The organism is Desulfogranum mediterraneum DSM 13871, assembly GCF_000429965.1.
Classification (GTDB): Bacteria; Desulfobacterota; Desulfobulbia; order Desulfobulbales; family Desulfobulbaceae; genus Desulfogranum; species Desulfogranum mediterraneum.
Window position 1 is genome coordinate 1 of the sequence record NZ_AUCW01000016.1, and the last position, 12,851, is coordinate 12,851.

Below are 12,851 nucleotides of genomic sequence, written 5' to 3' on the forward strand. Positions count from 1 at the left end.
GATGGATTCGTCGATGAGGTCTTCTACCGCCATGCCTGCGCCTCTACCGTCATGCCCGCGAAGGCGGGCATCCAGCTCTTTACCGTGAGGCCTCATATAAAAGGTGAGATAAAAGCTGACCTTGAAAAGTTGCTTTTTCTTCCCATCTCTGTGTTATGGTGAAAAATATATCCTCGGAATATCAGATGTATGCCTGCAATAAAATTTTGGCCATGCCTTGATCGTGATCGCAAAATTGCATCTTCAAGCTACCCCAGGGACCGGAGAAATAAGACCATGACCTTGTATACCACCTTCAACACCCCTTTCTGCCGGATGATACTGGTGGGAACAACAGACGCAGTCTCCGGACTGCACCTGGATACGGGGGAGGGCAAGAGAGCGTTTTCGATTGATCCTGCCTGGATTCGCAATGAATCCGCCTTTGGCGATGCAAGGGAGCAAATTGAGGCCTACTGCAGCGGTCGGTTGAAACGATTTTCCCTGGCGCTGGAGGTGGAGGGGACCGAGTTCCAGCAAGGTGTTTGGTCTGCCCTCCAGGATATCCCTTTTGGCGAAGTGCGAACCTATGGAGAGATAGCCGCAGCCATAGGGAACGAAAAAGCGAGCCGGGCGGTTGGGATGGCCAACAGCAACAACCCTCTTCCTTTGATCATTCCCTGTCACCGGGTTATCGGTGCGGATGGCTCACTCACCGGTTTTGCCCACGGCCTTTCCATAAAACGCAGACTCCTTGAATTCGAGAGGCAAGATCGCTGAAAGGGAAACAGGCAGGCGTGGGCCGGTGCCTGGAAAATTTCCTTGAGCTGTTGCCATGGTGTGCTGGCCAGGGCCTTGCCGGGGGGCGGCCAAGACCTCCCCTGGAGATCAGGCCATCAGCGGTCCAGGCAGAGGGTCAGCTCCTCCAGGGAGTCGATGCTCCAGGTGGGGGCTACGGGCAGGGAGGAGCGTTCTGCGTGGCTCCAGTTGACAAAGACGGTGTCAGTGCCGGCGCTGGCTCCGCTGCAGATATCGTAGCAGGCGTCACCGATAAAGACTGTGCTGCTTTTCTCTGCACCAAGCAGGGACATGGCCTTGAGGGCCGGTTCCGGGTCAGGCTTGTGTCTGCTGGTGTCCTCAGGGGTTATCAGCAGGTCAAAGTAAGCGCCAGTATCGGTGGACTCCAGGATCTTCTCCAGGCTGAGTCGTCTCCGTGAAGTGACGATGGCCAGCTTTTTCCCGGCCGCCTGCAGCGCTGCCAGGGTCTCGGCAACCTGGGGGAATGGGCTGATGCTCTCCTCCATGATGCGCAGCTGGTACTGGAGATAATCATCAAGAATCTGCTCATGGTCGAGGTCAGCCCCCAGGTGGGTTATCAGTTGGCCCTTGAGCGGCAGGCCGATCCCCTTGATGATGGTATCCCTGTCCATGGTCTTGGCGGCATATTTCTCGGCAACATACTGGAAGCAGGTACAGATCAGCTCGACGGTGTCAAAAAGGGTGCCGTCGGCGTCGAACAGGTAGCAGTCATAGGGTTTCATTCCCATCTCCGGTTGATCTCTATTGATTCTCTATTGAGCCTTAAGGGTCATTTCACAGCGTCTGCAGTCGAAGCCAAGTTCATAGCTGCCGCTGTTATCGCTGATGACCAGGGGTTCTGCAAGTTGGACGGCTTTCTTGTTGATATGGGGGCAGCGATCCAGCTGTGCCTTCAGGCAATATCTCGTGGTCATCAGGGCACACTCTTCGACCTCTGCGGCACGCAGGGTCTTCCTGTCGATGTGGGCCACTCCATGGCGTCGATAAAAGGCTTCTGCCTTCCGGTTGAGGATGTTGTCACGATAGCCCACCTCCTCGGCCGGCCAGGGAAAGGTATTGGGGGTTATGGCCGCCTCTTCGACCGGGTAGTGGAGGAGCCTCTGTTCCATGTGTCGGGCAAAACCCCTTCGACGCAGGTCGTTGAAGACCGCTGCCGGAAAAAACAGCTCCGGACGAAGTTCCACCCGGACCTCTGCAAGCGTGAAGGGGGTGCCCCCGCTTTTTTTGAGCTGTCGTTCGGCCAGAGCTGTGGCGGTGCCCGCCTTCCTGGCTTTTTCCTTGGCAACCCGGATGCAGGTCTCGGACTGCAGCCCGTCCTCGTCCTCTATCCTCAGCCGCAGGCCTTCGGAGTATTCTTCGAGTGTTACGCGTATGGCAATGGTGCGGCATTGCCCGCTTTGGTCCAGGAGTTTGCTGAAGGCGGTATCCTTGTTTCGGTAGACAAGCGTGCCCACGGGCAGGAGCAGTGAATCTTTGGGGTAGATGGTCTTGCCTTGGGCTCGGTTCACCCGTATCCCCACCAGTCCCTGTGCAGGGTCAAAAAAGCAGAGCCCGTCACCGTTGCAGATCTGTTCAGCCGTTTCCAGGGTGAAGGCGCCGGGTCTTGACTCTGTCACCGGGCCCAGCTGCCGGCCAAGGGACTTCGGACTCCTGATCTCCGCTGGCCTGGCCCGCCTTTTGGTCAAAAAATACTCGGTTTGGCCGCGGTTGAAGGATCTTGTCGGGTCCGGGGAAAAGCCGAAGCTGCACCGTCCGGATGAGGCCCGCTGCAGCTTCGGGTCTGCATCGATGAGGCGGTCAAGGGCCTGACGATAGTAGGCGGTAACATTTTTCACATAGGCTTCATCTTTGAGGCGACCTTCTATCTTAAAGGAAGAGATGCCCGCCTCGATAAGGGCGCCCAGATGGGCGGAAAGATCCAGGTCCCTGAGGCTGAGCAGGTAGCGATCCCGCTCCACCACCTCTCCCCGGCCATCTCTCAGGGTAAATCTATGGCGACAGAACTGGGCACAGGCGCCCCGGTTGGCACTGCGGCCGGCCACGACCTCACTGATGTAACACTGCCCGCTGTAGGCAACGCAGAGCGCTCCATGGACAAAAAATTCCAGGGGGACAGTGGTTGCGGCACGGATCTCCCGGATCTGCTCAAGACCCAGTTCCCGGGCGAGAACCACCTGGCGGAAGCCGACTTCTTCCAGGAAGCGAACTTTCTCGGGTGTCCGGTTGTCCATCTGGGTCGAACTGTGGAGCGGGATGGGCGGCAGCTCTGATTCGAGCAGCCCTGGATCCTGGATGATAAGCGCATCTGCACCCATGGCGTAGAGTTGGTGGCAGAGCTGCACCGCAAGTGCAAGTTCGCGGTCATCAAAGATGGTGTTCAGGGCGATATAGACCTTTGCCCTGAAGCGATGGGCATGGCGGATGAGTTGTTCGATATCAGCCAGGCTGTTGCCTGCCGCCAGCCGGGCACCAAATTGGGGGCCGCCGATATAGACCGCATCGGCGCCATGATCGATGGCGCTGGTGCCGCAGGCAAGGTCTTTGGCCGGGGCCAGGAGTTCAATTTTCTGGTGGAGCATAACATACCCTGTGCAGGGATCATCTCAAGGTCACCTTGGGAAAAAGTTTTTCTTCCAATCTCGGCGTTGCGCTCAAGGTTTTATCCTCGGAATATCAAATATATGCCTACAATAAAATGTATCGTGCGCCTTGACCTTGATCGAAAAAACTAATTTTTCAAGGTACCCTCAAGGTATCCCCAGGCTGCGGTTGAAGATGAGGCTATTGCCAAGAGAGCCGAGCAGAGGAAAAGCATACCTTACCATGGCTGGTTCAAAACCGCCTCATATCCGGATCCCTGTGGATCCCTGGTTGAGCTGGTCCACGGGAAAAACGTAGCTACTAAGTCGAGGGGGATATCCAGGGATGTCGGCAGGGTCAGGGGGTAAGGCGATGAAGGTGCAGCTGCATTTCCTGCAGACGGCCTAGGCCAAAAAAGGCCTGAAATAAAACAAGGGGTTAAGTCAAAAAGACTTAACCCCTTGGGATTACTGGCGCGCCAGGGAAGATTCGAACTCCCGACCTACGGATTCGTAGTCCGGCACTCTATCCAGCTGAGCTACTGGCGCATAAGTGGATGTCTATATACTCTGCCTGGCCGTTGATGGCAAGTGTTTTTTGCAGCATCGGGCCAGATTTTTTGTACGACGTCCTCCTAGTTGACACCGTTGCTCTCGGGCAGGTTTTTGAGGTACTCGATCTGGTTGTCGCCGGGGGCCATGTCCACCTGGGGCAGGATCTCGATGGTGGCGTTGTGCCTCTGCTCCAGGTCGCTGAGTTCGGCCCGTTTCTTGTTGAGCAGGTACTGGGCCACCTCCAGGGGGAGCTTGCACTGCATCCGTTCCACCTTCTTGCGGCTGATGCCGGTCTGGATGCGCCGCAGGTAGTAGAGGGCCAGGGTCTCCACCGAACGAACCACCCCGCGGCCCTGACAGTGGCTGCAGGTGCGGTAACTGCCCTTCTCAATGGGGGCGCCCATCTTCTGGCGGGAGATCTGCATCAGGCCGAATCGGGAGATCTTGCTGGTGTCGATCTTGGCCTTGTCCCGCTTCATGCTGGTCTTGATCTGGCGTTCCACCTCCCGGATGTGCTTCTTGTTACGCATGTCGATGAAGTCGACCACGATCAGGCCGCCCAGGTCACGCAGGCGCAGCTGGCGGGCCAGTTCAGCGGCCGCCTCGATGTTGGCCAGGAAGATGGTATCGTCAAAATCGGCATTCTTGGAGGTACGGCCGGAGTTGACATCGATGGCCACCAGGGCCTCGGTGGGATCGATGACGATGGAGCCTCCGGAGGGCAGCGGCACCTGGGGTTTGAAGATCGACTCGATCTGTTCTTCGATGTTGTGCTGGTTGAAGATGGGCTTGGCCCCGCGGTGCATCTTGATCCTGACCTGGCGCTGTTTGGCCGGGAGCAGCTGGATAAAGTTATCGACCCGCTCATAGGACTGGTCGGTATCCACCATGATCTCCTGGATATCCGGGGTAAAGTGGTCACGGAGGAAACGGGTGATGGTGTCCTGATCCTCATAGACCAGGGCCGGTGCGTTTCTGGTCTGTCCCTTGGACTTGATGTCGTCCCAGAGGCTGAGCAGGTAGCGCAGGTCCCGTTGGAAGGAGCGCTTGGTGATCTCGGCACTGGCGGTGCGGATGATGTAGCCGATCCCTTCGGGGATCTTGAAGTCGTCCATCATCTGGCGCAGGTCGGAGCGGCGTTCCTCGCCGGTGATCTTGCGGGAGATTCCGGCAGAATCGCTGCCAGGCATCAGTACCAGAAAACGACCGGGCAGGGAGAGGTAGGTGGTGATGTTGGCCCCCTTGTTGCCGGTGACCTCCTTGACCACCTGGACCAGCACCTCCTGGCCCTTCTTGACCACATCCTCGATCTTGAGTTTTTTCCAATGCTGCTGGGCGATCAGCTTCCGGTTCTGTTCGCTCACGTCCTGGCGGTAGTATTCCGGATGGATCTCGCTGAAGGGGAGGAAGCCGTTGCGGCCGGTTCCCATGTCCACAAAGGCTACCTGGAGGTTGGGCTCGATGGAGACGATGGTGCCCTTGTAGATGTTGTTCTTGGTGCGTTCCCGGGAGACGGTGTTGACGTGGAAGGACTCCAGCCGACCGTCTTCCACCAGGGCGATCCGGCACTCCTCCGGCTCTTCGGCATTGATCAGCAGCTTGCTGGTCACTGTCTTGCCAGGAGGGCTTTCCTGTTCCTGCTCTCTTTCAGCGCCCTGCTTGGCTGCAGCGGTATCGTTGCCCCGTTTTTTTCGTTCATTTTTTCGGCCACCGCCTCTGCCGGATCGTTTTGAGGGCGCAGCTTTCTCCTGGGAGCCGGTGTCCTGTGCGGCCTCGCCCTCGGTCGGGGAGGCCTCCTGCTGTTCGGGCTGCTGCTTTGCCTTGGCCCGTTGCCTGCCCCGGCCCCTTTTGGGTGGCGCTTTCTCAGCCTTGGCCTCCACGGTCGGCGTCTCCGTGACAACCAGTTCCCGGTCTTCGCTGGAGAGGTTGCTGGGCTCTACGGTGATGGCCTCTTCCACGGGCTCAGCTGTTTTCTGGCTGGGAGGTGGGGTTGCCGGCGTGGCTGCCTGGGTGGCTGCCTTAGGAGTGGTCTCAGCAAGGCTTGAGCCCTGGGGCGCAGCCGCCTCATCGCTTGGAGGAGCAGCTGCCGGGGAGTGGTCAGGCGCCGGATCCGTCGTCGGCGCAGCGCTCGGCTTGGCAGCCGGCTCAGTAGTTGTTTTTCTGCCGGCGTTGCCGGTCCTGGCTGCAGTGTTTGCAGGGTCGGAATCGTGTTGTTGGCTGGGGGGGGCACCGGGTTCGCCCTTCTCTTGGGCCTGGGGCCTGCGCTCGGCTTGGGGTTGAGCAGCGGCGCTTGCTGCTGCTGCGGGCGTGTCTTCGCTGCTGCTTACGGGGGGGGGCGTTGCTGTCGCCTGCTCAGGGGCAGGCTCGGGCGAGGCAGGAGCAGCGGCCTGGGCTTTTTTCTTCTTACTGCTGCCGATGGATTTCCACCAGGCACCGGTGCTTGCCTTGCGGACGGGGGGTTTACTGTTTTTCGAGGTCGTATTGTCTTCGTCGGTCATTATAGTTCCTTGGCTTGTTTGAGCAAGCAAGATCTCTTGAACACCAGAGCAACCGGAACAGCAGGGTATATCGAGGTTGTCAGCATAAAGCTGGCCTGCTCAGGTCAGGTGGTCTGTGTTGTAGACTCGTCATGGCGCCGGCTTCCTCTCTGGGGCGGGCACGGCCTTATTGATAAAATGTGCTGTTTTCATGACGATATTTCTGTATTGCACCTGTCTGAACAAGGGGCTCAAGAAGTTGCTCAATTATTTTCGCACCTCCCAACTGGAAGGTACGATTAATATCTGCGGCAGTACATGGTCGCCGCTTAATCATCTGGATAATATCTTCCACACAATCGGCAGCTTGCCTGGATTGGGGGGAAGGTTGAATCTCATCGAGTGGCGCCTCAACCTGTCGGGCCGGGGCCGGCAGGTCCAGGGGAACGGCAAGTTCTGCGCTCAAACGGGCGCCAATGGCCTTCAGCTCCGCTGGAGTGAGGGGGTGGGCAAAGCTTTCAGGCGCTGGCCTGAAGATGGTGTTGAGTTGAATCCTGTCCAGACGCAGGGGCCGGAGTGCGTTGATCAGGGCCTCCACGTCGTCTGGGGCATCGTTTATTCCCTGGACCAGGAGGATCTCCAGCCAGAGCTCCCCGGAAAAGGTGTGCGAAAAGGTCTCCAGGCCGGCGATGATCTCTTCGGTGTGAATGCCCGGGGCCGGTCGGTCAACCCGGTTAAAGGTCCTCTGTCTGGCCGCGTCCATGGAGGGGACCACCCGGTCGGCCCCCATCAGCTCCTCCTGGACATCCTTCCGCATCAGCAGGGTGGAGTTGGTGAGGACCACAATGGGCTTTTGGATCCGCTGCCTGAGGGCCTGGATAACAGCTCCCAGGCCGCTATGGAGGGTCGGTTCGCCGCTGCCGGTGACGGTGATGACATCGATCCTGTCCAGTTGCTCCCGGTCTTGGCTCAACTGTTCGATTTCGGCAATGATGTCTTCAGTCGGGGTGTACTCCTGCCGCTCCTGGTAGAGGACGGCGGAGAGGCCCACTTCGCAATAAACACAGTTGAGATTACAGGTTTTTTCCGTGTAGAAATCGATGCCGAGGGAGCGGCCGAGTCGCCTGGAGTTTACCGGGCCAAAGAGGTGTTTCATACAGGGGCGTATTGGGAAAGGAGACTGCGCTGTGTCTATCGTCTTAACTGGTTCAAATTTCACACAAAGGAAACCACGAAGGTTTCGTTCTTTTAACTTACTGTTTCTTAAACTAATTTGCTGGACTCTGCAAGTCAAATCTGCGACTTTTGACTTGACACAACCTGGCCCTGCGCGTACATTTGGACTGATTTTCCATGGTATTTTCGAATACCTTAAGCGGTGTATACCGTGTTTCTTTTTTATCCCCCGGCATGGTTCCGTTCCATTCCCGTCGGGCCGGAGAACGGGCGAAAACACAGACGCCGATCCTTTTTATTACCTTTACTTTCGCAGAGGAGCAGATCGAGGTGAAGCACTCTACTACTCAGTCCCCGATCATCAGCCTTGTTTGTACGCTCGCCCTTGTGGTCAGCCTGCTGCCGGAGATGGTTTTGGCAGAAACGGTTGATGCCCTGCAATGGGAGATTACCGCCGATAAACTGACCCGCTACGAAGACCCGCCCACGGTGATTGCCGAGGGCAACGTGGTCCTGGAAAAGAAGGAGTCGGTCACCCGCCGGAAAAAGAAGCAAAAGGGTGATGGCTGGAGCGATCTCCTGGGCGAAGAGCCGGCTCCGGCAGAGGAGCCGGAGGCCGTGGCCGAGGGCGAGCCGGCGGACCAGGATGACGAGGATAAGCTGGTCACCACCACCAAGGTGCTCACCACCATCAAGGCCGACTGGATGGTCTACGATGCCGACCTGGGTCGGGTCAAGGCCAGGGGCAACCTGGTCATCGATGTCGGGCCCGATCAGTTGAGCGCCGAATCAGGGGTGGTTGACCTGGAACATGAAACCGGTACCTTTGAAAATGCCTCCATCATCCGCCAGTACAAGGATATGCACCTGGAAGGCAGGGTGGTGGAGAAGACCGGCGATCTGACCTATCACATCGAAGACGGCTGGATCATTACCTGTAAGTTGAAGGAGGACGAGACGCCCCCCTGGAGTTTCGGGGCAGCCGATGCCGAGATCACCGATGGCGGTTATGCCTTCTTAAAGCACGCCACCTTCAGGATCAAGGATGTACCGGTCTTTTACTCGCCCTACATGATCCTGCCGGCCAAACGCACCCGGCAGACCGGTTTCCTCTTCCCCGCCATCTCCACCTCGGATCGGGACGGCTTTGGTTTTGAGCTGCCCTTCTTCATCAACCTCTCCCGCAGCAGCGACATCACCCTCTACCCCCAGTACATGGCGGAACGGGGCTTGATGCTGGGCGGCGAGTTCCGCTATATCGCCGATACCACGGATAAGGGGGCCATCATGGCCAACTACCTCTCCGACGACCTCAGCGACCCCTCCCAGGTGGAGTACTACCAGGAGACCGGCTATACCCATACCAACAAGGATCGCTACTGGATCCGGGGTAAGGCCGACCATGACTTCGGGGAATGGACCACCCGCTTTGACCTGGACGTGGTCTCGGACAAGGACTACCTCACCGAGTTTACCTCCGGTCTCACCGGATTCACCACCAGCCATAACCGTTTCCTGGAGATCTTTGGTCGGGGATTTCAGAATAAGAGCGAACAGTTCAGAAACAATACCGCCGAGATTCTCCGCTCCTGGGACAACGGCACCTCGCTCCAGGGGCAGTTCCTGGTGGTTAACGACCTCTCAGATCCCGATGTCTCTCCCTCGCGGCTGTGGAAGCTCCCCTCCCTCTCCTATACCGGGCTGCTGCCGGTCTATGACAACTCGGGCATCGATTTCTCCTGGAACGCCGACTATGTCAACTACTGGCGGGAAGAGGGGGTCGGCGCCCATCGGGTTGATCTTCATCCCAAGCTGACCATGGCCGTGCCCCTGAGCAAGTACCTGGAGACCACGGTCCGGGCCGGGGTCAGGGATACCTTTTACGCGCTCCAGGTCAACGGCGATAATCAGGAGGCCAACGGCACCTTCGAAGACGGGGACACCCAAAACCGCCTGCTGGCCGACTTTGGCGCCGAGATCGGCACCACCATGATCGGGGATTTTAATGCCGATTTTGGCGAAATCTATGCCTTCAGCCATACCTTCCGGCCCTATGTCTCCTATGACTTCATCTCCGATGATGACCAGGACGATCTGCCCAAGCTGGACAGCGTCGATACCATAGGCGATAAAAATATCATCTACTATGGGATCGATAACTTCTTCGACATCTTCGGGGAAAAGAACGAAAAGAAGTATGAGCGTAACTACGGCTACCTGAAGATCAAGCAGGGCTATGACCTGCGCAACGCGGAGAGCGACACCCCCCTCACTCCCATCGACGCGCAACTGGCCTACTACCCCCTGGAAGACCTGCGCCTCAAGTATAAGACCGAGATCGATGTCTACGGCGATGGGGTCTTTGCCCATACCGTGGAGGCGGACCTGCGCAGCAACCGCGGCGATTATCTCTCTGCCGACTATAAGTACAATGACCTCAAGAACACCAACTCCATTCGCGCCGATGCCTGGCTGGTCCTGCCCTGGAACTTTGCCGTGGGCTACGGCATCGAGCGGGCCATCGAGGCAGAACGGACCATTGAGGAGGAGTTCCGGCTGCTCTATCAACCGGCCTGTTGGTCCGTGGAGTTCCTCTCCAACTACAAGCCCGGCAATCAGACCTACATGATCATGTTCAGACTGGCCAACATCGGCAACCCCCTGGGCCTGGATCTGCCCGGTTTCTAGCCCAGGAGTCACGGCCATGGAGTATATCGATGTCTTTAACGGCGATGCCGACGGGATCTGTGCCCTCCATCAGCTCCGTCTGGCCTCACCGGTGGAGCAGAGTCGGCTGATCACCGGGGTGAAACGGGATATCCGTCTGCTCCGGCAGCTCAGCGGGGTCAGGGGGGCCCGAATCACGGTCCTGGATATCTCCCTGGATCGCAATCGGCCGGAACTGGAGCAACTCCTGGCGGCCGACAACCAGCTGGTCTACATCGATCACCACTACAGCGGTGACATCCCCGACTCCCCGGCCCTGGAGGTGCGGATCGATCCCAGTGAGCAGACCTGCACCTCCCTGCTGGTCGACACGCTCCTGGGGGGTCAGCATACCACCTGGGCCCTGGCCGGTGCCTTTGGCGATAATCTGGACGAGGTGGCCGCAGAGCGGGGCAGGAAGATCGGCCTGAACAGCGATCAGTTGGAGTGTCTCCGGGAGATCGGCCAACTGCTCAACTACAATGGCTACGGTTTCAGCACCGAGGATCTGCTGATCCACCCGGCAGAGCTCTTTCGGGAGGTGCAGCCCTATGAGGATCCCCTGGATTTTTATCACCAGTCCCGCACCCTGGAGATGCTCCAACAGGGCTATGACAACGATATGGGCCAGGCCCGGGAACTTACGCCCCTCAGGGAAACCGAGGGCAGCCGGATCTTTCAACTCCCCAACCAGCCCTGGTCCAGGCGGGTGGTCGGGGTCTTTTCCAACCTGATCGCCCGGGAGCAACCCACCAAGGCCCATGCCGTCGTCATTGTCAACCACGACCAGAGCCTTCGGATCAGTGTCCGTGCACCGATGAACAAGCGCAAGGGCGCCGATCAGCTCTGCCGCCAGTTTCCCAGCGGAGGCGGTCGAGCCGCTGCCGCCGGGATCAACAGCCTGCCCGCTGAACTGGTCGAGCAGTTCTATCGTCAATTTTCAGACCATTTCAGCCGCTGATCTGCCTGGATGGTTGAGAGAGGCTAGGCTGTCCCCGAGTATCTTCCCTTCCGCTGAAACTCTTTCTGCATCGTCAGACCACCCCTGTCAGCCGGGCCCTGTCCCGTCCCCATGGCCGCGGAGGGCAGGAATGTCCTCTTCATTCGGTCCTGGTCGTCCACCCCGGCCCAGCTGCAATATTTTCCGGGAAAACTTTAAGATCCAATGTCTTGTCCTGGAGGTACAGGGGGGAGGAAGAGGAGCGGACAGGGCCCCTCTTGTCCCTGTCCGGGTTATCGGGACAGGGGACTCCGGCGTGACCTGGGAAGGTTCCTTCCCGCTCCGTCCGGCAGCGGAACAGCCAGGCTGTTGAGCGCGGCCAAGCCAACCCAGACCAAGGAGAGCCCTTTGCCCATGATGTCTTTGTCCAAGATGCGGACCCTGCTGTCAGCCCTGGCCAGGTATCTTCCGGCCGCCTGTGCAGGGCTTTTGCTGAGCCTGGCCAGTCTCCAGGCAGCCACCCTTGTCTCTGGCCAGCGTTTCCCGGGATTCAGCGATGACCTGGATTATGAGGCGCTGATCCCTGCTCTGGAGCGGAGCCTGACCTACCTGCAGCGGGTTCCCCCGGCCAGTCGCTACACCCTGGGTGAGCGACGCTGCAGCCCTGCGGAGCTGATTGCCTCCATCAGGACCCTCCGGAGGCTGGTGGCTGCCCGGCCGAAGCCTGAACAACTCCGTAGACAGCTCCGTCGTCTCTTTGAGGTCTACCAGGCCGACGGCCTGTCTGGATCCCCAAAGGGGACCATGCTGGTCACCAGCTATTACCAGCCCCATTTTGCCGGCAGCCTGGAACCCTCGGCCGAGTATGCCTTTCCCCTCTACTCCCTTCCCAACGACCTGGTGCTCCGCCATGGTGGCGGCAGCGACCCTTCTCCAGGCAGGGAGATCGGCCGCCTGGAAGGGGGCCGCTTTGTTCCCTACTGGACCAGGGGCGAGATCGAGGAGCAGCGTCTGCTCTTTGGTCAGGAGCTGGTCTGGCTGCGCAGTCCGCTGGATGCCTTCATCCTCCATATCCAGGGGTCTGGTTTGATTACCCTGCGCGATGGGAGGGTGCTCGGGGTCCACTATGCGCTCCGTAACGGTCGACCCTACCGCAGCATCGGCAAGCTGCTGGTGGAGAGCGGCAGGATGCGCCTGGAGGAGGCCAGTATGACCACCATCCGCACCTACCTCACTGCCCATCCCCAGGAACGTGACCAGGTCTTGCACCACAACGAATCGTTCATATTTTTTAAATGGAGCACCAGCCGTGGCGCGGTGGGAAGTATCGGTCAGGAACTCACCCCCGGCCGTTCCATTGCCGCGGACCAACGTTACTTCCCTCCCGGGGCACCGGCCTTTCTGATCTCCAGGAAACCCCTGCTCCAGGGTGAGCGGGTGGTTGGCTGGGACGAGCTCCGCCGTTTTGTCACCATCCAGGACAGCGGTTCGGCCATCAAGGGTCCTGGACGGGTGGATCTGTTCTGGGGAAGCGGGGCAGCGGCCGGGAATGCCGCGGGCCGGATGAAGGAGGATGGGGCCCTCTATATCCTGCTGCTCAAAGAGAACCCTCGCTGATCC

Annotated in this window: 8 protein-coding genes and 1 tRNA gene; 4 read left to right on the forward strand and 5 right to left on the reverse strand. The window is 58.8% G+C overall.

The features are described from left to right. Positions 1–276 precede the first annotated feature (276 nt). Entirely contained in the window at positions 277–759 is a 483-nt protein-coding gene (locus tag G494_RS0108010) for a methylated-DNA--[protein]-cysteine S-methyltransferase (protein ID WP_028584114.1), read from the forward strand. Positions 760–875: 116 nt separating this feature from the next. On the opposite strand, the gene G494_RS0108015 is transcribed toward G494_RS0108010, so the two are convergent. The 5 genes from G494_RS0108015 to G494_RS0108035 form a co-directional block, all read right to left on the reverse strand. Continuing rightward, entirely contained in the window at positions 876–1,520 is a 645-nt protein-coding gene (locus tag G494_RS0108015; RefSeq protein WP_028584115.1) for an HAD family hydrolase, read from the reverse strand. Positions 1,521–1,550: 30 nt separating this feature from the next. Further along, the gene (locus G494_RS0108020) at positions 1,551–3,377 is read right to left on the reverse strand and encodes a peptidase U32 family protein (protein WP_028584116.1); all 1,827 of its coding nucleotides are present in this window, start codon (positions 3,375–3,377) and stop codon (positions 1,551–1,553) included. Positions 3,378–3,849: 472 nt separating this feature from the next. Next, positions 3,850–3,926 (reverse strand) — tRNA-Arg (locus tag G494_RS0108025). A gap of 86 nt (positions 3,927–4,012) precedes the next feature. Then, a complete protein-coding gene (locus tag G494_RS22505; RefSeq protein ID WP_084456564.1) occupies positions 4,013–6,430 on the reverse strand; it encodes an Rne/Rng family ribonuclease in 2,418 nt (805 codons plus the stop codon). Positions 6,431–6,596: 166 nt separating this feature from the next. Beyond that, positions 6,597–7,565 (reverse strand): radical SAM protein, encoded by a 969-nt coding sequence (locus G494_RS0108035; RefSeq protein ID WP_028584117.1) that lies wholly within the window; start codon positions 7,563–7,565, stop codon positions 6,597–6,599. A gap of 434 nt (positions 7,566–7,999) precedes the next feature. On the opposite strand from G494_RS0108035, the gene G494_RS0108040 reads away from it, so the two are divergent. The 3 genes from G494_RS0108040 (at position 8,000) to mltA (ending at position 12,848) form a co-directional block, all read left to right on the forward strand. Next, positions 8,000–10,273, forward strand: coding sequence for an LPS-assembly protein LptD (locus G494_RS0108040; RefSeq protein WP_161629957.1), 2,274 nt, complete (start codon positions 8,000–8,002; stop codon positions 10,271–10,273). Between the two features lie 16 nt (positions 10,274–10,289). Then, complete coding sequence (locus tag G494_RS0108045; RefSeq protein WP_028584119.1) at positions 10,290–11,252, forward strand: DHH family phosphoesterase; 963 nt, start codon at positions 10,290–10,292, stop codon at positions 11,250–11,252. A gap of 393 nt (positions 11,253–11,645) precedes the next feature. Further along, positions 11,646–12,848, forward strand: coding sequence for a murein transglycosylase A (gene mltA / locus G494_RS22510; protein ID WP_161629958.1), 1,203 nt, complete (start codon positions 11,646–11,648; stop codon positions 12,846–12,848). The last annotated feature ends 3 nt before the right edge of the window (positions 12,849–12,851 follow it).